25 protein-coding genes are annotated in these 23471 nt (G+C 74.6%); 9 read left to right on the top strand and 16 right to left on the bottom strand.

Annotated elements, in window-relative coordinates; translation table 11 throughout:
* Positions 1–55 precede the first annotated feature (55 nt).
* A complete protein-coding gene (gene panB / locus ACZ466_RS35685; RefSeq protein ID WP_378288849.1) occupies positions 56–919 on the top strand; it encodes a 3-methyl-2-oxobutanoate hydroxymethyltransferase in 864 nt (287 codons plus the stop codon).
* Between the two features lie 75 nt (positions 920–994).
* Here panB and ACZ466_RS35680 read toward each other — a convergent pair whose 3' ends face one another.
* The 4 genes from ACZ466_RS35680 to npdG all read right to left on the bottom strand — a co-directional run bounded on the left by ACZ466_RS35680 (position 995) and on the right by npdG (position 3767).
* Positions 995–1666, bottom strand: coding sequence for a hypothetical protein (locus tag ACZ466_RS35680; protein ID WP_378288847.1), 672 nt, complete (start codon positions 1664–1666; stop codon positions 995–997).
* Positions 1663–1986, bottom strand: coding sequence for a hypothetical protein (locus ACZ466_RS35675; RefSeq protein ID WP_378288845.1), 324 nt, complete (start codon positions 1984–1986; stop codon positions 1663–1665). The genes ACZ466_RS35680 and ACZ466_RS35675 overlap by 4 nt, the downstream gene beginning before the upstream one ends.
* A gap of 64 nt (positions 1987–2050) precedes the next feature.
* Complete coding sequence (locus tag ACZ466_RS35670; RefSeq protein WP_378288843.1) at positions 2051–3076, bottom strand: potassium channel family protein; 1026 nt, start codon at positions 3074–3076, stop codon at positions 2051–2053.
* 1 nt (position 3077) lies between these two features.
* Positions 3078–3767, bottom strand: coding sequence for an NADPH-dependent F420 reductase (gene npdG, locus ACZ466_RS35665; protein WP_378288841.1), 690 nt, complete (start codon positions 3765–3767; stop codon positions 3078–3080).
* A 91-nt stretch (positions 3768–3858) separates the two neighbouring features.
* Between npdG and ACZ466_RS35660 the strand changes: the two genes are divergently transcribed.
* Entirely contained in the window at positions 3859–4461 is a 603-nt protein-coding gene (locus ACZ466_RS35660; RefSeq protein ID WP_464041810.1) for a hypothetical protein, read from the top strand.
* A gap of 23 nt (positions 4462–4484) precedes the next feature.
* Here the strand turns inward: ACZ466_RS35660 and ACZ466_RS35655 are convergent, their stop codons facing one another.
* On the bottom strand, positions 4485–4676 hold the full coding sequence (locus tag ACZ466_RS35655; RefSeq protein ID WP_378288837.1) for a hypothetical protein: 192 nt from the start codon (positions 4674–4676) through the stop codon (positions 4485–4487).
* A gap of 69 nt (positions 4677–4745) precedes the next feature.
* Here ACZ466_RS35655 and map point away from each other — a divergent pair, with 69 nt between their 5' ends.
* From map to ACZ466_RS35635, 4 genes are all read left to right on the top strand, one after another.
* Positions 4746–5597, top strand: coding sequence for a type I methionyl aminopeptidase (gene map, locus ACZ466_RS35650; RefSeq protein WP_378288834.1), 852 nt, complete (start codon positions 4746–4748; stop codon positions 5595–5597).
* Between the two features lie 124 nt (positions 5598–5721).
* The gene (locus ACZ466_RS35645) at positions 5722–6369 is read left to right on the top strand and encodes a ComEA family DNA-binding protein (RefSeq protein WP_378288832.1); all 648 of its coding nucleotides are present in this window, start codon (positions 5722–5724) and stop codon (positions 6367–6369) included.
* A gap of 19 nt (positions 6370–6388) precedes the next feature.
* On the top strand, positions 6389–7393 hold the full coding sequence (locus ACZ466_RS35640) for a DNA polymerase ligase N-terminal domain-containing protein (RefSeq protein WP_378288830.1): 1005 nt from the start codon (positions 6389–6391) through the stop codon (positions 7391–7393).
* A 168-nt stretch (positions 7394–7561) separates the two neighbouring features.
* Entirely contained in the window at positions 7562–8278 is a 717-nt protein-coding gene (locus tag ACZ466_RS35635) for a metal-dependent hydrolase (protein ID WP_378288828.1), read from the top strand.
* A gap of 27 nt (positions 8279–8305) precedes the next feature.
* Here the strand turns inward: ACZ466_RS35635 and ACZ466_RS35630 are convergent, their stop codons facing one another.
* The 3 genes from ACZ466_RS35630 to ACZ466_RS35620 all read right to left on the bottom strand — a co-directional run bounded on the left by ACZ466_RS35630 (position 8306) and on the right by ACZ466_RS35620 (position 10983).
* Entirely contained in the window at positions 8306–9403 is a 1098-nt protein-coding gene (locus ACZ466_RS35630; protein WP_378288826.1) for a baeRF3 domain-containing protein, read from the bottom strand.
* A 133-nt stretch (positions 9404–9536) separates the two neighbouring features.
* A complete protein-coding gene (locus ACZ466_RS35625) occupies positions 9537–10331 on the bottom strand; it encodes an SDR family NAD(P)-dependent oxidoreductase (protein WP_378288824.1) in 795 nt (264 codons plus the stop codon).
* A gap of 70 nt (positions 10332–10401) precedes the next feature.
* A complete protein-coding gene (locus ACZ466_RS35620; protein WP_378288822.1) occupies positions 10402–10983 on the bottom strand; it encodes a TetR/AcrR family transcriptional regulator in 582 nt (193 codons plus the stop codon).
* A gap of 102 nt (positions 10984–11085) precedes the next feature.
* Here ACZ466_RS35620 and ACZ466_RS35615 point away from each other — a divergent pair, with 102 nt between their 5' ends.
* Positions 11086–11994, top strand: a complete 909-nt coding sequence (locus ACZ466_RS35615) for an LLM class F420-dependent oxidoreductase (protein WP_378288820.1) — start codon at positions 11086–11088, stop codon at positions 11992–11994.
* Positions 11995–12007: 13 nt separating this feature from the next.
* Here ACZ466_RS35615 and ACZ466_RS35610 read toward each other — a convergent pair whose 3' ends face one another.
* From ACZ466_RS35610 to ACZ466_RS35575, 8 genes are all read right to left on the bottom strand, one after another.
* Positions 12008–12670 (bottom strand): response regulator transcription factor, encoded by a 663-nt coding sequence (locus tag ACZ466_RS35610; protein WP_378288818.1) that lies wholly within the window; start codon positions 12668–12670, stop codon positions 12008–12010.
* Entirely contained in the window at positions 12667–13932 is a 1266-nt protein-coding gene (locus ACZ466_RS35605; RefSeq protein WP_378288816.1) for a sensor histidine kinase, read from the bottom strand. The genes ACZ466_RS35610 and ACZ466_RS35605 overlap by 4 nt, the downstream gene beginning before the upstream one ends.
* Before the next feature lie 108 nt (positions 13933–14040).
* Positions 14041–16164: a bifunctional copper resistance protein CopD/cytochrome c oxidase assembly protein gene (locus ACZ466_RS35600; protein WP_378288814.1), complete on the bottom strand. Its 2124-nt coding sequence runs from the start codon at positions 16162–16164 to the stop codon at positions 14041–14043.
* Positions 16157–16477, bottom strand: a complete 321-nt coding sequence (locus tag ACZ466_RS35595) for a hypothetical protein (RefSeq protein WP_378288812.1) — start codon at positions 16475–16477, stop codon at positions 16157–16159. The genes ACZ466_RS35600 and ACZ466_RS35595 overlap by 8 nt, the downstream gene beginning before the upstream one ends.
* Positions 16478–16534: 57 nt before the next feature.
* Positions 16535–18217 (bottom strand): AMP-binding protein, encoded by a 1683-nt coding sequence (locus ACZ466_RS35590; protein ID WP_378288810.1) that lies wholly within the window; start codon positions 18215–18217, stop codon positions 16535–16537.
* 42 nt (positions 18218–18259) lie between these two features.
* Positions 18260–19549, bottom strand: a complete 1290-nt coding sequence (locus tag ACZ466_RS35585) for a DUF5685 family protein (protein WP_378288808.1) — start codon at positions 19547–19549, stop codon at positions 18260–18262.
* Between the two features lie 153 nt (positions 19550–19702).
* The gene (locus ACZ466_RS35580; protein ID WP_378288806.1) at positions 19703–21025 is read right to left on the bottom strand and encodes a tetratricopeptide repeat protein; all 1323 of its coding nucleotides are present in this window, start codon (positions 21023–21025) and stop codon (positions 19703–19705) included.
* 65 nt (positions 21026–21090) lie between these two features.
* Positions 21091–21561: a PucR family transcriptional regulator gene (locus tag ACZ466_RS35575; RefSeq protein WP_378288804.1), complete on the bottom strand. Its 471-nt coding sequence runs from the start codon at positions 21559–21561 to the stop codon at positions 21091–21093.
* A 90-nt stretch (positions 21562–21651) separates the two neighbouring features.
* Here ACZ466_RS35575 and uraH point away from each other — a divergent pair, with 90 nt between their 5' ends.
* Together uraH and ACZ466_RS35565 are read left to right on the top strand one after the other, a co-directional pair.
* Positions 21652–22071 (top strand): hydroxyisourate hydrolase, encoded by a 420-nt coding sequence (gene uraH, locus ACZ466_RS35570; protein ID WP_378288802.1) that lies wholly within the window; start codon positions 21652–21654, stop codon positions 22069–22071.
* A 142-nt stretch (positions 22072–22213) separates the two neighbouring features.
* Positions 22214–23404 (top strand): glycerate kinase, encoded by a 1191-nt coding sequence (locus ACZ466_RS35565; protein ID WP_378288861.1) that lies wholly within the window; start codon positions 22214–22216, stop codon positions 23402–23404.
* Positions 23405–23471 lie beyond the last annotated feature (67 nt).

The raw sequence follows: 23471 nt of genomic DNA, 5'->3' as shown, positions 1-23471 counted from the left end.
ATCGGATCCGTCCGGGTACGCCACCGTGGCGCCTCGAGACTGGAGGTTCTTCACCGTGTCTTCTTCCGCTGCCCCGGCCCAGCAGAACGCCCAGCAGCCGACCGCCCTGTACGGCGGCAAGGGCGGGCGACGGGTCACCGTGCGCGACATCGCCGCCGCCAAGGAGCGGCACGAGAAGTGGCCGATGCTCACCGCGTACGACGCCCTCACCGCGCGCGTGTTCGACGAGGCGGGCATCCCCGTGCTCCTGGTCGGCGACTCCGCCGCCATGGTCGTCTACGGGTACGACTCCACCATCCCCGTCACCGTCGACGACCTCATCCCGCTCACCGCCGCCGTCGTCCGCGGCTCCCAGCGCGCGATGGTCGTCGCCGACCTCCCCTTCGGCTCCTACCAGAGCGGCACCGGCGAGGCGCTCGCCACCGCCACCCGCTTCCTCAAGGAGACCGGCGCCCACGCCGTCAAGCTCGAAGGCGGCCGCCGCATCCTGCCCCAGGTCGAGGCGATGGTCGCCGCGGGCATCCCGGTCATGGCCCACCTCGGCCTCACCCCGCAGTCGGTGAACGTCTTCGGCGGCTACCGCGTCCAGGGCCGCGGCCAGGCCGGCGACGAGCTCATGGCCGACGCCAAGGCCCTCGAGGCGGCCGGGGCCTTCTCCGTCGTCCTCGAATGCGTCCCCGAGGACCTCGCCGCCAAGGTCACCACCTCCCTGTCCATCCCGACCATCGGCATCGGCGCCGGCGACAACACCGACGCCCAGGTCCTCGTCTGGCAGGACATGGCCGGCCTCACCCCGCGCACCGCCAAGTTCGTCAAGAAGTACGCCGACCTCGCGACCATCCTGGGCGACGCCGCCCGCAGCTACGCCGACGACGTCGTCGGAGGCGTGTTCCCGGCTCCCGAGCACACCTACCACTGAGCCATCCCGGGAAACCCCACCCCCGCTCGCGAGGCCGTGTCCGTGAGGACGCGGCCTCGCGGGCGTGTGGAGCGGCTACCGGGGCGCCGGGACGGCGGCGGGGACGCCGGCGATGGAGATCTCTTCGCGGAGGGTGTCCACGGCGGCGCTCAGGACGTCGGGGCCCGCCACGTTCATGAGGAGCAGGCCCAGGTTGAGGGCCATCTGGGCGTCGGTCATCTCGCTGCCCGCCAGGGCGTCCACGGCGGTTCTCAGGTCGGCCTGGTCCTCGGCGGAGACGTTCTGGAGGAGGCCCAGGCAGTAGGTGGGGAGGGCCAGGCGGGACTTGGCGAAGGAGACGCCGCGCATGATCTCGCCGGCCTCGTGCGCGCGGGTCTTGGCCTGCATGCGGTCGACGCCGCGGTCGGCGGCCGCCAGCAGCGAGGTCAGCAGCGTGCTCGGGCCGACGGCCACGTCCTCGTCGCCGACGCGGACGGTGAAGACCGCGCTGCGGAAGACCATCATCGAGCCCAGGCTGGCCACCAGGACCTGGGTGGCGCCGGCGACGTCCGGCGACTTCACGCCGAACTTCCAGTCGAAGGTGTGCAGGAGCAGCAGCGAACCGGCCCCCGCGGCCCCGTTGATCAGGACGTAGGCCCAGGTGCTGGGCACCCGTACCAGGGTGGTCGGCCGGTCCCGGTAGCGGCTGATCAGCTCGGCGACGCCGACCAGGCAGCTGAGCGAGACCGCGACCAGATAGCCGATCATTCCCGCAGCCGCACCAGCTCGTCGACCTCGCGCTCCACGGTCACCACGCCGCGATCGAGCAGCCGCTCGACGGCGTCGGCGACCTCCAGCAGGCCGAGGCCGGTGGAGTGGTGGAGCTGCTCCAGGCTCAGCGGGCCGCGCCCCTCGCCCAGCCTGGCGACCACCAGCCGGCACGCCTCGGGGAGGTCGGCGGCGTCGGGCGCGTCACCGTGGTCGGGGTGGGTCGCGGGGGGCCTCGCGGAGGTCGCGGCCAGGGCGCTGCCCCGGCCGGACGCGGTCAGGAACGTGCTCCACGGGTCGGCCGACCGGATCTGCCTCATCTTCACCTGCCCTGGGGGGCTTCCGATCATACGGGGGTCCGGCACTTGGACGCGCGGACGCCCGCTACCGCTCCCGCCACCGTCCGTTGGAGCGGGCCACGATGACGCGGTCGCCGGGCTCCAGGCGGGCGCAGGCGCCGTCGTCGTACGGCAGCGTCCGCCCGTCCCGGACCAGCGCGATCGCGGGTTCGGGCAGGTCCCGCAGCGGGCCGCCGACCTCGCCGGGGCGCACCTCGCGCTCGACCAGGTCGAGCCCGGTGCCCTGTTCGAGGAGGTCCTCGATGACCTCGCTCACGTTGGGCTGGCTGGTGGAGACGCCCAGCAGCCGTCCCGCGGCCTCGGAGGTGGTGATGACGTGGTCGGCGCCGCTCTGCCGCAGGAGGGGGACGTTCTCCGACTCCCGCACCGCCGCCTGGATCTTGGCGGACGGGTTGAGCTGCCGGGCGGTGAGCGTGATCAGCACGGAGGTGTCGTCGCGGGCGCTGGCCACCACCACGACCCTGGCGCGGTCCACGGCCGCCTGGCGCAGCACCGAGCTGCGGGTGGCGTCCCCGATGACGCCCACCAGCCCCGCCTCGGTGGCCTCGGCCACGACGCGCGGATCGGGGTCGACCACCACGATGTGCTCGCGGTCGACGCCGGCGGTCAGCAGGGTCTTGATGGCGCTACGGCCCTTGGTTCCGTAGCCGGCCACCACGATGTGGTCGCGCACCCGGCCCCTCCAGCGGGACAGCCGCCAGTCCGCGCGGGTGCGTTCGGCCAGCACCTCGAGGGTCGTGCCCACGAGGACGATCAGGAACAGCACCCGCACCGGAGTGACGAAGACGATGTTGACCAGCCGCGCGCCCTGGCTGACCGGCGTGATGTCACCGTAGCCGGTCGTGGAGACGGTCACGGTGGCGTAGTAGAAGCAGTCGAGCAGCGACAGCGGGCCGCCCGCGTTGTCGCGGTAGCCGTCGCGGTCCGCGTAGACCGCGGCGACGACCGCGAACAGCAGGAGCAGGGCGATCCCGACCCGCCGCAGCACGGCCCGCATCGGCCCGGGCCGGGACGACGGAAGCAGGACCCGGGCCGCCCCGCGCTCCGGCACGTCAGACGTCGGTGACGCGGAGCCCGGCGTGCGCCTTGTAGCGCCGGTTCATGGAGATCAGGTTGGCGGTGAACGCCTCCACCTGGCCCGCGTTGCGCAGCCGCCCGCCGTACACCCCGCGCATCCCGGGGATCCGGCCGGCCAGCGCCTGGACCAGGTCGGTGGCCTCCCGGTCGTCGCCGAGCACCAGCACGTCCAGCTCCATCTCCGCCACCTCGGGATCGAGCAGCAGCACCGCCGAGACGTGGTGGAAAGCGGCGACCACCCGGCTGTCCTCCAGGACGGCGGCGGCCTGCTGGGCGGCGCTGCCCTCCTCGACCGGCAACGGGTAGGCACCGCGCTTGTCGAAGCCGAGCGGGTTCACGCAGTCGACCACGATCTTCCCGGCGAGCTCGGCGCGCAGCGACTCCAGCGTGGGCCGGTGCCCTTCCCACGGCACCGCGATCACGACCACGTCCGCCTCGGACGCCGCGACCGGGTTCTCCGCGCCGCGCACCGGCAGCCCCTCGTCCAGGTCGTCGGCGGCCTCCTGGGCCCGCTCCGCCTTGCGCGAGCCGATGATCACCTCGTGGCCGGCCAGCGCGAACCGCCGGGCCAGCCCCTTGCCCTGGTCGCCGGTGCCGCCCAGGATCCCGATCTTCAGGCCGGTCACGTCGGGGAGGTCGTACGGGGTCTTCTGCGCCTCAGTCATGCGATCGAGTCTGCCAGGTGGGGTCACCCGCGGGTCAGACCGCCCTGCCGCATGCCGAAAACCGCCTGCGCGCGCGGCCGCGTCGGGCACCATGGAGGCCGTGGACGCCGAGCAGGTCACGATGCTGCGCGAGGTGCTGGCCGCCACCGGATGGCTGGAGCGCACCGGGGAGTTCGGGAGCGCGCTGCGCACCAGCGCGCGCACCCCCGGCGGGCTGCTGCTGGTGGGGACCCCCGCCGGGGACCCCTGGCACATGGCCGCCCATCTCGACGACGAGAGCCGCCTGGGCGGGCTGCCGGGCCTGTCCCCCACCCTGGTGCGCTGGTCGCCGCCGCCGGGCGCGCCGTCCCACCTGGCGGTGGGCCTGGAGCGCCTGGAGTCGGCCGGGCGCGGCGAGACGCTCTTCGTCGTCGCCGAGGACGAGGCCCCGGTGCCGCTGCTGGAGCGGGTCGACGACGCGCGCCGCACCGGCGCGGTCGTCCTGGCCCTGGAGGGCGGCGACCGCGACCTGCGCGGCCTGGCGCACGAGGCTCTGACCGTCCCGGCCGGGGAGGGGCTGATCACCTTCGACGGGGCCCAGCATCTGGTCAGCGCCGCCGCGGGGGACGCCGCCCCGCGGAGCGGCGGCCCCCGCGGCCTCAGGGGACGGCTCGCCCGCCTGCTGGAGGCGGTGAGCGGCCCCACGGTCGACTGACTCGCGGGGTCAGTCCTCCGGGCTCAGTCCTCTTCGTCCTGGCGGGCCCACTGCTCGTTGCGCTGGCGGGCCAGTTCCAGGGCTCCGGCGGCGGCGGTCTCGGACGCGTAGGGGCCCATCCGGTCCTTGTTGGGGCAGCCGGGCCCGTGCTCGACCTTCATGTGCTTGAGGCAGAACCACCAGTCGCCGTCGTCCTTGGCAGAGTCGCCCTTCATACCGCCTCCTCGTTTCTCGCCGCCGCCTAGGGATTCGTGCCCGGGGCGCGCTGACTACACTCCCTCACTATGACGACCCAACTACTCCGGCCTGGCCGCGTCTCCCCCATGCGCAAGGTACCGGCGCACATTCCGCGTCCGGAGTACGTAGGGAAGAAGCGCCCCAGAACGGGTGAACCGGACGTGAAGTCGCCCGAGATCATCGAGCGGATGCGGGTGGCGGGGCGGATCGCGGCGCAGGCTCTGGAGGAGGTCGGCAAGCACATCCGGCCGGGGATCACGACCGACGAACTCGACGTGATCGGCCACAAGTTCCTGCTGGAGCGCGACGCCTACCCGTCCACACTGGGGTACCGGGGGTTCCCGAAGTCGCTGTGCACCTCGATCAACGAGGTGATCTGCCACGGCATCCCGGACGACACGGTGCTGCGGGACGGCGACATCATCAACATCGACATCACGGCGTTCGTGGACGGGGTGCACGGCGACACCGACGCGACGTTCCTGTGCGGGAGCGTGGACGAGGAGTCGCGGCTGCTGGTGGAGCGGACGCACGAGGCGATGATGCGGGGCATCCGGGCGGTGGCGCCGGGCCGGGCGCTGAACGTGGTCGGCCGGGTGATCCAGTCGTACGCCAAGCGGTTCGGGTACGGGGTGGTGCGCGACTTCACCGGGCACGGGATCGGGACGACGTTCCACTCCGGGCTGGTGGTGCCGCACTTCGACGACCCGACGGCGACGACGGTCATCGAGCCGGGGATGACGTTCACGGTCGAGCCGATGCTGACGCTGGGCGTGCACGACTACGACATCTGGAACGACGGCTGGACGGTCGTCACGAAGGACCGCAGGCGCACCGCGCAGTTCGAGCACACCGTGCTGGTGACGGAGGACGGCCACGAGATCCTGACCCTTCCCTGACCCTTCCACGACCATGACCACGGGTACAAAAAGGATCTAGAGCCCAATCTCCCCAGACCGGCTCGGGAGTGCGCTTCTGATGAAAGCCCCAGTGCCGTACGAACCGCGGGTACCTTCGGACAGCATGCCGCCGGGACGCGCGGCGATGAGCGTGACCTGGGCGGCCCTGCCCTTCCTGACACTCGGTTACGCGACCCCGTTCACCTTCGCCGTCGCGGCCGTGTGGCGGCGCAGCACCCACCTGGCGGTGGCCTCGGCGGTCTACGTCGCGGTGTTCGTGCTGATGCTGACGCTGCTGCCGGGGATCGACAAGGAGCCGGACAGCACGCAGGGCGCGGTGGGGGTGCTGACGTTCCTGCTGGCGTTCGTGGGGTGCGGGCACGCGTTCGCGGTCCGGCGGAAGGTGTTCGACCCGCACGGGCTGTCGGGGGTCGACAACGAGGCGGCGATCGAGGCGGTGCGGCGGCAGCGGGCGCTGCGGCAGAAGGCCCGCGAGCTGGCCGCCGGGGATCCGGGGCTGGCCAAGGAACTGCGGATCGGCCGTCCCGACCTGCCCCGCAAGTACAACGACGGCGGCCTGGTGGACGTCAACCACGCGCCGGCGGAGGCGCTGACGCTGCTGCCGGGGGTGACGCCGGAGCTGGCGGTGCGGATCGAGCGGGTGCGGGCGGAGACCGGCGGGTTCATGTCCGCCGAGGAGCTGTCGGCGCTGGCGGGCCTGCCCGCGACGCTGACGGCGGAGGTGGCCGACTACGCCGTCTTCATCCCCTGAGGATGGGTAGGCACCGGGTGTGGCGACCGCGAAGAAGGGTGACCGGCTCGCCGAGTACCGGGGCAGGAGGGCCGCCGCGCGGACCCCTGAGCCGGTTCCGGCGGAGGGGCCGCTGCCCGAGGGCGACGACGACACGTTCGTGATCCAGGAGCACCACGCCCGGAGCCTGCACTGGGACGTGCGGCTGGAGCGGGACGGGGTGCTGGTGTCCTGGGCGGTGCCCAAGGGCGTCCCGGCCGATCCGGAGAACAACCATCTGGCCGTGCGCACCGAGGACCATCCGCTGGAGTACGCGGCGTTCGAGGGCGATATCCCCAAGGGCGAGTACGGCGCCGGGAAAATGATGATCTGGGATCGCGGGACGTACGAGACCGAGAAATGGTCGGACCGCGAGGTGAAGGTGGTCCTGCACGGCTCGCGCGTGTCCGGCCGGTACGTGCTCTTCCGGACCCGCGGGAAGAACTGGATGATCCACCGCATGGACCCGCCCGCGGATCCGGACGCCGAGCCGGTGCCCGAGGCGGTGCGGCCGATGCTGCCGGAGGAGCACGGGCGGCTGCCGCGCGACCGCACGCGGTACGCCTTCGAGTTCGCGTGGGGCGGGCGGCGGCTGCTGGCCTACGTCGAGGGCGGGCGGACCCGTTTCACCGACGGCCGCGCCCGCGAGACCGGCGGCCCGGCGGGTCTCGGGTCGCGGCTGGGGGCGGCGCTGGGCGCCCGTCCGGCCGTGCTGGACGGTGAACTGGCCGAGGTGGAGGGGCAGGAGACGTACCTGCTGTCCGACCTGCTGTACCTGGACGGGCGGCCGCTGCTGGACGAGCCGTACCGGCGGCGCCGCGAGCTGCTGGACGACCTGGACCTCAACGGCCCGCGCTGGCAGACCGCGCCGTGGTACCCGGGCGAGGCGGACGCGGTGCGGAAGGCGGCGCGGTCCCAGGGGCTTCCCGGAGTGCTCGCCAAGCGGCTGGACGCGCCGTACGAGCCGGGGAAGCGGTCCGGGGCCTGGCGCTACGTGCCGGTCTGAGCGGAATCGCCGGAGAACGGGAACCGGAAACGCCCGTACCCAATCCAAATGGACACAAGGCGTCATCGGCGCGCCGCCCCTGAAAACAGTCCTTCAGGGGTTAGAGTCCGCGAGGAGAAGGGCGGGGACGACGGGGTTGGCACAAGTGGATATCGGGGGTGACCGCGGATGATGGGGCAGACGCACGCCCTCAGCGGGGCGCTGGTGTGGCTGGGCACCGTACCGCTTCTCAGCCAGGAAAGGCTGCTCGGAGACCACGCGCTGTCGCTGTCCCCCGGTCAGCTCCTCGCGGGCGCCGTGGTGTGCGCGGGCGCGGCGCTGCTGCCCGACATCGACCACCACAACGGCCGCATCGCCAACACCTTCGGCCCGATCACCAAGAACCTGTGCAAGTGGGTCGGCAAGGCGTCGGGCGGGCACCGGCAGGCCACCCACTCGATCCTGTTCGCGGTCCTGATGGGCCTGGCGATGGACGCGCTGGCCACCCATTTCGTGTACGGCTGGTGGGCCGCCCTGTTCGTGATCGTCGGTTTCGGGCTGCGCGGCATCGGCCTGGACTTCGAGGGCAAGGAGCCGCAGTCCGCGCTGGCCGACTGCGCGGTCGCCGCCCTGGCCGTCTATCTCATGCACGACCTGGACATGAGCTTCGCGGGCTTCGCCGTCGCGCTGGGCTGCCTGGCGCACGTGGTCGGGGACTGCCTGACGCCGCGCGGCTGCCCGGTGTTCTGGCCGATGAAGTGGCGCATCGACATCCCCGTGATCCCGCGCACCGACGGCAAGGTGGAGCGCTGGGTCATCACCCCGCTGCTCACGCTCGGGGTCGCCGTGCTGACCATCCGCTCGATGCTGGGCGACATCGCCACCAACTGGCTCACCCGCGGCTAGCCCCGCCCGCGCGGGCGGGGCGGGCGGTCAGAAGCGGGTGACCAGGGCGATGCGGTCGTGGTCGACCAGGAAGCCGTCGGAGACGAAGGTGACCTCGCCGCCGTACTCCAGCGCGGTCTCGATGACGCGGTCGACCACGTCGTCCACGACGCCGTGGCCCTTGAGCGCGCCGACGGGGCCCTCGACCGGGATGGTCTCGCCGTGGTCGAGGACCGCCGCGGAGTAGAAGCCGCGCTCGACCACCAGGTGCTCGCCGCGCCCCTCCTCGACCAGGCCCATGACCTCCTCCAGGCCGCCGGCGTAGCGGCGCAGGCCGCGGGCCGCCTCCAGCTCGGCCAGCACCGCCACCTCCCGCAGGTCCTCGTAGGCCTGCAGCACCGGGCGCACCAGGTCGGCCAGGGCGCCCGCGGAGGCGCCCTCGTAGCCGCCGTCGATCCGTCCCGCCACGGTCACGTGGGGACCGGCCATCTCGTCGAAGAACGCCTGGTGCCGGGTGACGCCCGCGACGATCACCGGCCGCCGGTCGCGGGCCAGCACGGCGTCCAGGCCGGCCAGCACGTCGCGGATCAGCGCGCGGTGCCGCCGCTCCTCGGAGTGCCCGGTGCGCGGGGACCGGCGGCCCGCCTCGCCCTCCTCGCCGGGCGGCTCGGCGGTCATCGGGAACCCGCCGCGCGCCGTCTCGGTGAGCTCGCCGCCGCGCCCGTCCCACAGCCGGGTGCCGTGGTCCGACAGGACCAGCAGCCAGTAGCGGCGGGTCCGGGTGTGCGCGGCGACCAGGTCGCGGATGGCGAAGCCGGAGTCGACGATGACGCGCTCGTCCACCGGCTGGTCGATCGTGAAGGTGTGGTGCTCGCCGCCCGGGGCGGCGAACAGCAGCAGCGCGTCGGCGGCGTGCCGGGGGTCGAACTCGCCGGCCGCCCGCTCCAGGCCGCGCAGCACCTCCTCGGCGGTGTCCGGCGCGATCCGCGCGTCGGCGCGCAGCCGCCGCCGCGTCTCGGCGAGCAGGTTGCGGAGGCGGATGGGGTCCTGGCGGTTCTCCGGGGTGCGGCGGCAGGTCGGCATCAGCACCGAGACCGCCGGGTAGTCGCGCGGCTTGCGCAGGTCGGACAGGGCGACGGCGTCCATGATCCCCCGATCGGATGGCCTTCTCTGCTGTCTCTTTTGTAACGAATCGCAGGTAAATCATGCGTAAGACGGGCGGGAGAATCGGGCCGCCGCGGCGTGGGAACGCTCACACCGCGCCGATCACACCTGCCGATCACACCGTGCCGAGCAGGGCCGCGCTCGCCTCCCGCAGGCGGCGCCGCACCTCCGGGTCGTAGGCGTCGCGATGGGCCCGGGACTCCCGCGGGCCGTCGTAGAAGCGGCCGGTGACCTCCGGGGGCGCGTCGATCAGCCGGAGCACCGCCGCCGCGCCCTCGTCGACCGTCGACAGCGGCGTGACCCCCGCGTCCCGCACCATCGCGGTGTCCATGAACGTCGCCGGGTGGACGCAGTTCACCGCGATCCGGTCGGCGCGCAGTTCCTCGGCCAGGTCGAAGCTCCACGCGGCCAGGGCCAGCTTGCTCCGCCGGTACGCGACCACGCCGTCGTAGTCCCGCTCCATGTCCAGGTCGCCGAAGTCGATCGGCTCCTGGCCGAGCGAGCCCTCGTTGACGATCCTGGACGGGGCGGCGGCCCGCAGCAGCGGCAGCAGCGACCGGGTGAGCAGCACGGGCGCCAGGTAGTTGACCGACAGCCGGAGCTCGTGGCCGTCCGCGCCGGTCTCGCGGCCCGCCCCCTGCCCGCCGAAGCCCACCCCGGCGTTGTTGACCAGCACGTCCAGCCGGTCGCGGGTCTCGGCGACGCGGGCGGCCAGGGCCCGGACGCCGGCGAGGGAGGCCAGGTCGGCGGTGAAGGTGGTGAGGCGCGCGCCGTCCAGCTCCTTGGCCAGCAGGTCGAGCTTGGCGGCGTCGCGGCCGTGCGCGAGGACGGTGTCGCCCCGCTCGGCCAGGCTCCGGGCCAGGCGGCGGCCCACGCCCGCGGTCGATCCGGTGATCAGTACGGTCGTCATCACTCCATCCTCGGCGCCGGCGGAAGGGGTCAGCCAGGTTCCGCCGTACCCAGGACGGCCCGTCCTCCCCTCATCCCGGGGCCCGGTTCCTGAGACCGTCGAGCATCACGCGGGTGAGGGGGTCGTCGAAGCGGGCGCCGGGACGGCACACGGCCGCGCTGAGCACGGCGACGACCTCGTCCGGCGCCAGGTCGCCGCGGAGCGTGCCCTCCTTCTGGGCGCGCCCGGCCAGCTCGGCGATCAGCGCGTCGGAGGCTCGCTCCTTCTCGTGCCGGTCCGGGTTCGCGGAGGTCCCGCCGGACAGCTGCTTGACCAGGGCGAGCGGCTGGAGGGTGCAGTACTCGACGAAGCGCACCAGCGCGTCCCAGTGCGGCGTCGCGTCCGGGCCTTCCGGGGCGCCGCGTCCGGCCTCGCCGGCCGCCTCGGCCTCGTCGGCCACCTCGCGGCCGAAGCCGAGGAGCCGGTCGAGCGCGGTGACGGCGATCTCGTCCAGCAGCGCGCGCCGGTCGGGGAAGTGCCGGTAGAGGGTGCCGACGCCGACCTCGGCCGCCCGCGCGACCTCCTCCATCGACGCGGCGGCCCCGCGTTCGGCGAACAGCCGGAGCGCCGCGGCGGCGATGCGCTCGCGGTTCCTGCGCGCGTCGGCCCGCACGGGCGCCCTCCCCCTCAACCGGAATTTCACGTTCAGGTTAGTGTACCGTGGACGACCGGAAGCGGAATCTCCGCTTCACCTTGCTGCGTATCGGGAGGCATCATGCGGATCGGACGGTTCGTCGGCGGCGGCGGAGCCACGCTGGAGGAGCTGGTCGGGGAGATCAGGGAGGCGGCCGAGGCGGGGCTCGACAGCGCGTTCCTGAGCCAGCTGACCGACTGGGACGCGATCACGGTGGCCGGTATCGCGGGCCGCGACGTCCCCGGGATCGAGGTCGGCACCGGCATCGTCCCGACCTATCCCCGGCACCCGGTCGCGCTGGCCGGCCAGGCGCTGACCGCCCAGGTCCTCAGCGGCGGGCGGTTCACCCTCGGCGTCGGCCCGAGCCACCCGCCGCTGATCGAGGACCGGCTGGGCTACTCCTACGCCAGGCCGCTGCGGCACACCCGCGAATACCTCACGGCCCTGCTCCCGCTGCTGAACGGCCAGGAGGTCGACTACCGCGGCGAGACCATCACCGCCGTGGCCAAGGTGTCGGTGCCGGGCGCCGCTCCCCCGCCCGTCCTGCTGGCCGCGCTCGGCCCCAAGATGCTGCGGCTGGCGGGCGAGCTGGCCGGCGGCACCATCACCACCTGGGTCGGGGCGGAGGCCACCGGCGACCACATCGTGCCGGCGATCACCAAGGCGGCCGAGGAGGCGGGCCGGCCCGCGCCGCGGATCGTGTCCTCGGTGATCATCGAGCTGACCGGCGACCCGGACGGCGCCCGCCGCTCCCTGGCCGGCGAGCTCGGCTTCGCCTCCGACTTCCCCGCCTACCGCGCGATCCTGGACCGCCAGGGCCTGGACGGCGTCCAGGAGACCATCGTCGCGGGCGACGAGCGCGCCGTGACCGCGGCGATCCGCCGCTTCGCCGACGCCGGGACGACCGACCTGCTGGTCAGCCCGCGGGGCGACGCGGCCGCGCGGGCCCGCGTGATCGAGCTGGCCGGCTCGCTGCGCCGCGGCGCCTGACCGCTCCCGGACCTCATGAGGGGACGATGTAGCCGGTCTCGTAGGCGAAGATCACCGCTTGGGTGCGGTCCCGCGCCTGCAGCTTGGCCAGCACGTTCCCGACGTGCGTCTTCACCGTCTGCGGGCTGACGAACAGCTCCGCGGCGATCTCGGCGTTGGAGTGCCCGCGCGCCATCAGCCGCAGCACGTCGCCCTCCCGCTCGGTGAGCCGCCCGTGCCAGCGGGCACCGCCCGTCGCGCCGCCCCCGCCGGCGGCGCGGTGCTCGGCCGCCAGCGCCCGGATCGCCGCCGGGAACAGCAGCGTGTCGCCGTCCACCACCATCCGGACGGCCCGCAGGATGTCCTCCGGCCTGGTCCGCTTGAGCAGGAAGCCGTGCGCGCCGGCCTTGAGCGCGTCGTAGACGTACTCGTCGTTCTCGAACGTGGTGACCACGATGATGCGGGGCGGCTCCGGGACGGTCTCCAGGATGTGCCGGGTGGCCTGGATGCCGTCCAGCCTGGGCATCCGCACGTCCATCAGGATCACGTCGGGCCGCAGCCGGGACACCTGCCCGGGCACCTCGGCGCCGTCGCCGGCCTCGCCGACCACCTCCAGGTCGGGCTCGGCGTCGATGATCGCCTTCAGCCCGGCCCGGATCAGCCGCTCGTCGTCCACCAGGAGCACGCCGATCGTCATGACGCCTCACCGTGGAACGCGCGCAGCGGCAGCGCGACCTCCAGCCGCCAGTCGCCGTCGGCGCCGGGCCCGGCGTCCATGGCGCCGCCCAGCACGGTGACGCGCTCGCGCACGCCGCCGAGCCCGCGCCCGCCGCCGTGATGCCCGGCGGGCCGGGCGCCCGCCAGCGGATTGCTCATCTCCACCTCCAGCCGGTCGCCGCGCACCCCGATCCGGAGCCGGACCGGCACCTTCCCGGCGTGCCGCAGCGCGTTGGTCAGTCCTTCCTGGACGATCCGGTACGCCTCCCGCGAGACCGCGGCGGGCAGCTGCTCCAGCTCGGCGCCCACCGCCGCGTCCAGGTCGACGCCCGCGATCCTGGTCTGCTCCAGCAGCCGGTCCAGGTCCTTCAGGGTCGGCTGGGGCGCGGTGCGCGAGGAGGCGTCCTCGCGCAGCAGCCCGAGCACGTGGTCGAGATCCTCCAGCGCCGAGCGGGCCGACTCCTCGATCGCGCCGAGCGCCTCCCGGGCGAACTCCGGGTCGCTGTCCAGGACGCGTCCCGCCGCGCCCGCCTGCAGCGTGACCACGCTGAGCGCGTGGCCGACCGAGTCGTGCAGCTCGCGGGCCAGCCGGTTGCGCTCGGCCAGCCGCACCGCGCGGGCCTCCAGCTCCTCCAGCCGTTCGGCGGCGGAGGGGCCCAGCAGGCGCGGCGCCAGCCGGGACAGCAGCGCCCCCGTCACGCCGATCAGCGCCAGCACGGCGGCGAGCATGGCCACGCCGCAGAACGGCATGATCCAGTCCCACCCCGCCGGCAGGCCGTAGGGGGCGGTGAGCCGGTCCTCCCAGGACACCATCGGCGCCAGGACCAGCACCACGGCGAACGGGGGGACGGCCAGGCTCAGCCCGCTGATCACCACCCCGGCGTGCAGGTGCAGCATGAACCAGGCGCAGGCGCGGATCCGGTTCTCCCAGGTGCGGGCGGCACCGACCGGCAGCGCGGCGATGGGCCCGCCCAGCAGCTCCTTGGTCCCGGCCCCCTCCAGCAGCCGCACCGCCGGGACCAGGCCGGTGACGAACGTGCCGATCAGCGGCAGCACGATCAGGATCAGCACCAGGTTGACGGCGGCCCCCTCCAGCCGCAGGGCGGGGGTGATGCCGATGCCCAGGAACCAGTACGGCATCAGCAGCGCCCCGCCGGTGACCAGGTAGGACCAGCGCCGCCAGTACGTCCGGGTGATCAGGGGCCGGAGGAGCGCGGCGGGGCGGAGGGGGCTGCGGAACACCCCTCGATCCTGGCAGACCGCCGAGGCGGCGGCCTCATCCGCGAGACTCCGTCCCCTCCCCCGCACGGGGGAGGCGCCGGCCCGGGCGGACCGGCCGGGGCGGGCCGCTCAGGATCTGCGGGACCGTTCGTCGCGCTCGGCGAGTTTGGCCAGCCGGGCGTTGTACGCGGCGAGCTCGTCGTCCTCGTCGATCGGCTCCGGGCCTCCGCCCGCGTCCCCGCCGGCGGCGGCGCGGGCGGCGCGGCGCTCCTCGGCGCGGTCGGCCTTGCGGTCGAGCCGGCGGGCCTGCCGCTGGTCGTCGAAGTACCACTGGAACGCCATCGCGATCAGCACGATGAAGGTGGGGATCTCACCGAAGCCCCAGGCGATGGCGCCGCCGGTGTGCTGGTCGCTGATCAGCGAGGCGCCCCACGGCGGGTCGACCGCGGTGTACCAGCCGCGGGCCAGCGGCTCGCCCAGGTTCATCAGCGCGATGCCGAAGAAGGCGTGGAACGGCATCGTGACGAACAGCAGCAGGATCCGCCCGGGGTAGGGCAGCTTGCGCGGCGCCGGGTCGACCCCGATCAGCACCCAGAAGAACAGCGCGCCGGCGGCCAGGAAGTGCGCGCTCATCGCGATGTGCCCGAGGTGGTTGCGCATCGCGGACTCGAACAGCGGGGTGAAGTACAGCGCGAACGTGCCCGCCACGAAGATCACCGTGGCCACCGCCGGGTGCGCGATGACCGCCGTGGCGGGGCTGTGCAGCGCCGCGACCAGCCATTCGCGCGGGCCGCGGTCGCCGCGGGCCCGGGCCGGCTTCAGGGCGCGCAGCGCCAGCGTGACGGGCGCGCCCAGCACCAGCAGGATCGGCGTGAGCATGTTGAGCACCATGTGCTGGACCATGTGCACGCTGAACAGGATCGGCGCGTACCTGGCGATCCCGGTCTGGGTGACGATCACCATGGTGAGCACGCCGAGCAGCCAGGCGGCGGTGCGGCCGGCGGGCCAGCGGTCGCCGCGCCGCCGCAGCCGGACGACCCCGGCCAGGTAGAGCGCGGTGAGCACGGCGGCCAGCGCGGCGAAGAAGAAGTCGAACTGCCACAGCGTCGCCAGCCGGCCCGGGGTGAGCGCGGGCGGCATGTCGTACCCGATGAGGACCTTGACGGCCGACTCGTCGGCGGTGGGCGGGGGCGGCGCGGTCCGGGCCAGCGCCACCGCGAGCCCGGCGGTGGCGCCCATGACCGCGACCTCCACGGTGGCCAGCCGGGTGAACGCGCCGGGCCTGCGCTCGGCGAGGGCGGGCAGCGTCCGCCCGCGGTGCCACCAGCCGAACCAGCCGAGCAGCGCGAACGCGATCATCTTCCCGATGGCCAGCCGCCCGTAGTTGGTGCCGACCAGCTCGCCGGGATCGGGCATGCGGGCGAGGACGTTGACCAGCCCGCTGGCTCCGACGACCACGAAGCACCACAGGGCCATCCGGCTGAACCGGTCGGCGACCACGTCCAGCCGGTCGCGGCGGAGCATCGCGTGCGCGCCGACCACGGCCAGGCCGCCGACCCACGGCGCGACCGCCAGGACGTGCAGCGCCACCCCGGTGGTGGCGACCGAGTGGTTGGCCGCCGAGGAGGAGTGCCCGGTCAGCGGCGGCGGCAGCAGCGCGATCCCGGCCATGACCAGCAGGCCGAACGCGGCGGCGGGCGTGGTGGTGGTGCGGGCGAGCAGCGCCACCACCACGGCCAGCAGGACCACGATCATCAGCGCGGTGCCCTGCGGGAGCTGGCCGACGTAGCTGCTCAGCTCGCTGCCGGTGAGGATCTGCCCGACCGGCTGGCCGAGCACGTCGGCGACGGTGAACACCAGCGTCGCCGCGGCGGCGGCGGCCCAGGCGGCGGCCAGCCAGGACGCGGCGCGCAGGTAGCCGGTCGCGTCGTCGGTCAGCCGCGGCGCGTCCCTGCGCCCGCCGTTCCCGCCGCGTCCGCCGTTCAGGGGCAGCAGGGCCGCGGCGGCCAGCAGCGCGCCGACGGTGACGGCGGCCGTGAGGTTCATCGCCAGCCGCGACAGCGGCAGGCCCCAGCGGGTGACGGTGCCGGCGTCGCCCAGCCCGGGGATCACCTTCTCCGCCGCCGCGCCGCCCAGCACCAGCGCGGCCACCAGCCCGGCGACCGAGGCGGCGACGGCGATCGCGGCGGCGCGCAGCAGGTCGGGCCCGCCGCTCCGGGCGGTCCCGGACGCCGTTGCGGCCGCTTTACTCACCGCGTCCCCGCTTCCGCTCGCCCGCGCCGGGGCCGGGCATCGGGTGGTTGCGCTTCGCACGGAACACGATCACCATCCCGATGCCGATCCCGACCAGCGAGCCGACGCCGATCATGATCCAGGGGGGCGCCCCGGAGTCCTTCTTCTCGCCCTCCGCCGGCGCGGCCCCGTGCGCCGGGGCGGCGGCGACCGAGGCGGCGGCGCCGACCGGGACGGCACTGGCGGGCGCCGCGACGGCCGTGAGCGCGCCGAGGGACAGGACGAGCGCGGCGACGGCGCGGCGCGCCCGCGGCAGGGATATGAGGGTCGTCATGGGAGGCCGGGTTCTCTCGTGCGAAAGGAAGACGCTTCCTACCCTACTGAGCCCCTGTCATAGGGTCGTCAGTACGTGCGCCCGGCCGTTGGCCCGGAACTCCTCGCGCAGGGCTCCGGCCTGTTCGGGGGTGAGGGGCTCGTAGGCCAGGGCCCGCCCCGGCCGCCACCACACGTCCTCTCCCCCGCCGGGGACGTCCCAGCGGGCCTTCCGCAGGGGCCGCTTGTCGACCTTGCCGGTGGCGGTGAGGGGCATCGCCCCGACGATCCGGACGAACCGCGGCGCCCACTTGGTGCCGAGATCGGGCCTGGCCGCGAGGAAGGCGGCGAACGCCCCGGCGTCGAACGGCCGCCCGTCCCGCAGTTCCAGCGCGGCCATCACCTGGTCCCCCGTGCGCGGGTCCGGCACCGGGTAGACGGCGCACATCACCACCGGGTCCCAGCACGACAGGATGCGCTCGACCGGCGCGGCGGCGAAGTTCTCGCTGTCGACGCGGAGCCGGTCCGAGCTCCGCCCGGCGAAGTAGAAGTAGCCCTCGGCGTCCCGGTAGCCCAGGTCGCCGCTCCAGAACTTGCCGTCGCGCACCCGCTCGGCGTCGGCCTCGGGGTTGTTGTAGTAGCCCTCGAACGCGCCCGCCGCGTTGAGCCCGACGATCTCGCCGATGGCCGCGCCCGGGTTGAGCAGGCCGCCGCCGGCGTCGAAGCGGGCCCGCTCGCACTCGGCACCGGACTCCGGGTCGAGGACGGCCACCTCCACGCCCTCCTGCGGCACGCCGAGGGCGTCGGGCGGCGTGTCCGGGGTCTTCCGCAGCGAGATCGCGCCCTCGCTGGACCCGTACCCCTCGATGACGCGGCAGCCGAAGCGGGCGGCGAACCCGGCCAGGTCCTGCGCGGACGCCTCCGTCCCGAACAGGGCCTGGAGGGTGTTGTCGGCGTCGTCGGGGCGTTCGGGCGTGGCGAGGATGTAGGCCAGCGCGCGGCCGACGTAGTTGAAGTAGGTGACGCCGTACCTGCGCACGTCGGGCAGGAAGCCGGAGGCGGAGAACCTGCGGCGCAGCGCGACGGCGGCCCCGGCGTGCACGGCCATCGCCAGGTTGGCCATCACGGCGTTGCCGTGGAAGAGCGGCATCGCGGCGTAGGTGACCGCGTCGCGGGTGATGCCCATCCGCTCGGCGTGCCGGGCGATCGCGGCGAGCCTGCCCTGCCCGCACGCCACCGCCTTGGGGGCGCCGGTGGAGCCGGAGGTGAACAGCAGGAGCAGCCGGTCCGCCGGGTCGGCCGGCACCGGGTCGGCGGGCTCGGGCAGGGCGGCGGCGTACGCGGCGGACCCGGTGAGCAGGACGCGGCCGTCCGGCACGCCGGTGTCGAGGCCGTCCAGGAGCCCGGCGCGGCCGGGATCGGTGACGATCAGGTCGCAGTCGGTGTGCCGGATGTCGGCGGCCAGCTCCGCCCCGCGCCGCGTCGGGTTGATCCCGACGACGGTGGCCCCGGCCAGCGCCGCGGCGCCGATCCAGAAGACGTACTCGGGGACGTTCTCCAGCAGGACGCCGACGTGCGCGGGACGGCGGCCGGGCGAGGGCCGGCCGGGCGGGGCGGGCGCGAGGGCCGCCAGCAGCCCGGCGCGCCGCCGGGCCTCCCGGACGACCTCGGCCCAGGTGCGGGACTCGTCCTCGAACAGCAGCCCGGGACGGTCGTCGCCGGCCCGGGCCAGCAGCATCTCGGCGAAGGTCGCGTGCGCCACCCCGCGAGCGTGTCACCAAGCAGGCGCTTGGTCAAGAGCGGGTCACCCGTCGCAGGGGCAGCAGCAGCAGTCGCAGCAACCGTCGCAGCCGTCGCAGCCGTCGCAGTGCCGGGTGCACCAGCACCGCTTGCCGCAGCTCTTGCCGTGGTACTTGCTCCACTTCGGCTGGTAGACACCGCACGTGAGGCAGACCAGGGAGCCGGTGAAGCAGGGGATGGGCAGGCCCGGCCGCTGCGGCCGACCACCGTGCCCGCCGCCGTGCCCGCCACCACCGAAGCCCCAGCCACCGCCGCCACCACCGCCGCCGGACCAGTCGCCGCCACCGCCGTGGTGCCCGCCGTGCGCCGGCTGGCCGGGCTGCGGGGGCGGCGGGTAAGCACCGCCGTGCGGCTGCTGCGGCGGGTAGGGCTGCTGCGGACCGTACGCCCCCTGCTGCGGCGGCTGGCCCGGACCGCCAGGAGGCGGCGGGTACGCGGCGAAGACGCGCTCGACCGAGCGCCCCACCTCGCGCTCCAGCAGCGCCCGCACCAGCCGCGGCTGCTCCAACTCCAGGTCGGCCAGCGCCAGCCGCAGCCCGTGCAGCGCGTCATCGCAGTGGCGGCGCGCCTCGTCCGGGCCCGTCCCGGTGGCCAGGAGCGGGTTGAACGCGCCCGACTCCAGATCGTCCTGGACGTCCTCGACCGCGTCGATCAGGTGGGCCAGCCGCCCGAAGAACCGGCCCGCCTCGGCCAGGGTCTCGGCGTTGCCCTCCCGGCCCGCCAGCACCGCGGTGTGCGCGAACACCGCGGCGACGGCGGTCTCGGTCGGCTCGGTCAGCTCCACCAGGCCCAGCCCGGCGCCCGCTGCGGAGCGCGCCTCCAGCTCGGGCTGCCGGGCGACCGCCTCGCGCAGCACCGACGGGTCGAACCCGACCGCCGCGCCCGTCCCGGCGCCCGCGGCGTCCCAGCGGTCGGCCATCCGGCCCGCGGCCGCCGCGACCAGCCGCCGCCCGTACGGGCCGTCCCCGTCGGCGACGTGATCACGGGTCTTGCCCGCCGCCAGCAGCAGCGACACCGCCGCCGCGAGCCGCGCCCCCTGCGCCCGCGTCTCGACCACCTCGGCCGCCTTCATCCCGCGCAGCGCGCACGGCCCGGCCTTGCGGCGCGGCGACAGCTCCGGGCGCTGCGCCTCGACCAGCACCGAGACCAGCAGCCCGTCGTAGTTGGTGACGAGGCGGGCGGCCTGGCCGTGCTGGTCGCGCAGCGTCAGGCAGAGCCCGCACAGGTGGGCCATCCAGTCCTTGAACAGGGAACCGCACAAGACGTGCTTGCACGGCCGTACCACTCCGAACATCGGCGGCGCGCTCCTTGGTGTGGCGAGGGTGGTCGCGTCGCGACGGAACGTCGACGACACACCATCGACGCGATCATGCCGGGCCGGGTTCCTCCCGATCCGCGGGCGCCCCTCCGGCCCGGCGCCGGACACCGCCGCCGGGCCGCGCCGCCGTCAGACTCCCGCGCAGGTCAGGGCGCGGCGGTAGGCGTCCAGCCGGGGCCGCTCGGGGGCGTCGGTCTCGGCGAGCAGCTCGGCCAGGTCGAACCAGGTCTGCGCCGCCTCCCGGGACGACTCCATCTGCTCCAGGTGGGTCGCGGCCCGGGTGAGCACCTCGATCGCCCGCTCGCGGCGGCCCAGCCGGGCGCACGCCTCGCCCAGCACGGTCAGCGCCCACGCGGTCGCCCGGCGCGGCGCGTCGCCCAGCAGCTCCAGCGCCTGCTCGGCCAGCGCCACCGCCTCCCCCGGACGGCCCAGCGCCGTCTCGGCACGGGCCAGCTCGGTCAGGCACCAGGCCACGTCGATCTCCCCCGCCGAGCTGGCGTTGATCTCGGCGCGGACCTGGCCGAGCAGGTCGCGGGCGCGCGCGGCCTCGGCGGGACGGGCGCGCAGCAGCAGCCCGGCGTAGACGATCCGGAGCCGGGCCAGGTCGCGCGGGTCGTCGCTGGGCGTGACCCCGCCGGGCCCCTCCTTGCCCGCCAGCATGAGCGCGCGCTCGGCCAGCGCGACGCCGTCCTCGTACTCGCCGCGGATCTCGGCGACGTAGGCGGCCTCCCAGTACGCGGCCATCCGCGCCCGCGCGCTGCCGATCCGCTCGGCCCGCTCGACCAGCTGCAGCGCCAGCTGCCGGGCCCGGACCAGGTCGCCGCGCTCGATGAAGGCGGCCAGCAGCGCCGCGCCCAGGTGCACCGCGGCGTCGGTGGAGTCGGCGCCGCTGGCGATCAGGTGCCGCATCGCCTCCTCGGCCACCTCCACGCCCGCGCTGATGTCGCCGCGCTCGCGCAGGCAGCGGCTCAGCGCGACGTGCACCCTGGCCCAGTGGTCCAGGTCGGCCTCCGCGGACGCCTCGGCGGTGAGGGCGCGCAGCCCGGAGATCGCGTCCTCCAGCTCGCCGGCCGCCTCCAGCGCCATCGCGTGGCCCCAGCGCGCCTGGTGCAGCATGTCGGGCAGCGCCACCGCGTCGGCGTTGGCCAGCACCTCGGCGAACCGGGCCCTGGCCTCCTCCGCCGCGCCGTTCTGCAGCGCGATCTCGGCGTAGTCCAGGGTCACCCGCAGCTGGTCGACCACGTCCTCGCTGACCCCGCTCACCAGGTAGGTGGGCGAGCAGTTCAGCTTGGCGGCGAGCAGTTCGATCACGCTGGGCGCCGGCACCCGCTTGTCGCTCTCGATCAGCGAGATATAGCTGTCGGACAGCTCCGGGAAGGCCAGCTGCGCCTGGCTGACGCCCTGCCTGATCCGCAGCGCTCTGATGCGCTGTCCCAGTGTCTCCCGATCCATCGTGTGACCACCGCCTACGAGGTTGTGCTCCGAGGGTTCCCCACCGGGTCCCGCGCTCCGGCCCATCACCGCCGCGTCGCCCGCAGCGCGAGGAAGAAGTCGACCCGATCTTCCAGTGTGCCCAGATCGCGCCCCGTCAGCTCCTCGATTCGCCGGATCCGGTACCGAAGCGTGTTCACATGGACGTGCAACCGGGTGGCCGTGCGGTTCCAGGACCCCGAGCAGGACAGGAAGACCTCCAGGGTGTGCAGCAGCTCGGCCTGCCGGACGCTGTCGTACTCCTCCAGCGGCCCGAGCAGCCGGGTCCGGAACGACCAGCGGGTCTGCTCGGGCACCGAGGCGAGCAGCAGCGCGTAGGAGTCGACGTCGCCCCGGTCGCCCCGGTCGCCCCGATCACCGCCGTGCCCCGGGCCGCCGTGCCCGGTGCCGCCGCCGTGCCCGGGCTCGCCGCCGTTCCTGGAACGGTCCCTCACCCGGCCGCGGACGCCGCCTCCCGCACCCGCACGGTCGCCGAGCGCACCCACAGACTGTCGCATTCGCACCAAGGCAGGCTATAGCGGACTTGGTCCGTTACGCAGCGCTCCCCCGAAGTCGGCGGAGAGTTCACGGGCTGCTGTACTAGCCGCATGACCCCGTCCACCCCTGCGACCGAACCGGCGCCCGGGCCCGCGCCCGTCCACGTCTCCACCCATGTCCTCGACACCCAGCGCGGGCGTCCCGCGGCCGAGGTGCCGGTACGGCTCGACGCCTACGACGGCACCACCTGGCGTCCGCTCGCGGTGGGCGCGACCGACGCAGACGGCCGCTGGAGCGCCCCGTCCGGCGGCGCCGCGGATGACGGGACCGGCGGCGGAACCCCTTCCCCGGCGCCGGGGAACGGCACCTACCGGCTGCGTTTCGGCACCGGGATGTACTTCGCCGGGCTGGACACGGCCACCTTCTATCCCGAGGTGAGCATCATCTTCACCATCGCCGACACGGCCGAGCGGCACCACGTCCCGCTGCTGCTGAGCCCCTACGGCTACTCCACGTACCGCGGCAGTTAGGCGGGGCGGTCAGAGCGGGCAGCGAGACCGGGCGCCCCCTGCCGGTCCTCGGGTTTGAGCGCCGCGGCACGCGATCTGGGTGTCAAATAGTGCCTTCATGACGTAAGCAGAAGGTAGGGCCTTCCCTCCCGGCTTGAAAGGCGTGGCTGTGTCGTCCCCGGACTCTCCCCCCGACCACCCCCCGGGCGGTCACGTCCTGCTCGCGCCGGACAAGTTCAAGGGATCGCTCACCGCGCCCGAGGTCGCCCGCCATCTGGGCGCCGGGCTGCGCCGCGCCAGGCCGGGGGCGCCGATCGTGGAGCTGCCGGTCGCCGACGGCGGCGACGGCACCGCCGAGGCGGTCATCGCCGCGGGCTGGCGCCGGGTCGAGGTCGAGGTGCGCGGCCCCACCGGCCGCCCGGTCACCGCGTCGCTGGCCCTGGACGGCCGCAGCGCTGTGGTGGAGCTGGCCGAGGCGTCCGGGCTGCGCCGGCTGCCGGGCGGCAGGCCCAGCCCGCTCACCGCCACCAGCCTCGGCACCGGCCAGATGCTCGCGCACGCGCTGCGGCTCGGGGCGCGCCGGATCGTGCTCGGCGTGGGCGGCGCCGCCTGCGCCGACGGCGGCGCCGGGCTGGTGCAGGGCCTGGGCGGGCGGCTGCTGGACGGGCTCGGCAAGGACCTGCCGCCGGGCGGGGCGGCGCTGCGCGGGCTGCACCGCCTGGACCTGCGCGGGATGCCGGACCTGTCCGGGGTGGAGGTGATCGTCGCCGGGGAGCCGGAGGGCACGCTGCTGGGCCGCAACGGCTCGGCCACCGGCCAGGCGCTGCGCCGCGGCGCGGGCCGCGAGGAGGTCCGGGCCCTGGACGCGGGGCTGCGCCGCTGGGCCGATCTGGCGGAGGCGGCGTCCCGCACCGCCGCGCGCGACCGGCCGGGCGCCGGGGCCGCGGGCGGGGTGGGGTTCGCCGCGCTGGCGTTCCTGGGCGCGACCGTCGAGCCCGGCATCGGCCTGATGCTCGACCTGCTCGGCTTCGTGGACAAGGCCAGGGGCGCCCGCCTGGTGGTGACCGGGGAGGGCTGCCTGGACGTGCAGTCGCTGCGCGGCCGGGCGCCGATCGGGGTGGCCCGCGCCGCGGCCCGCGCCGGGGTCCCGGTGGTCGCCGCGGTCGGACGCCGCGGGCTGACCGGCGAGCAGGCCCGCAAGGCCCGCGTCCAGGCGGTGTACGCGCTGACCGACATCGAGCCGGACGCGGCGCGCTGCATGCGGCAGGCGGGCCCGCTGCTGGAGCAGCTGACCGTCGCGATCGCCGACGAGTGGCTGCCGCCCGGCCGCACGCCCGGCGCGGCGCGACTGTGAGCACCGTCACTTCGGACAAAGATCCATAACCGGGCGGCGCGGCGGCCCGCCCGCGTTTACGATCGTT

The organism is Actinomadura rugatobispora (genome assembly GCF_055379765.1).
The sequence above is the reverse complement of the archived record's forward strand: the minus strand, read 5'-3'. Positions and strand labels throughout refer to the sequence as shown.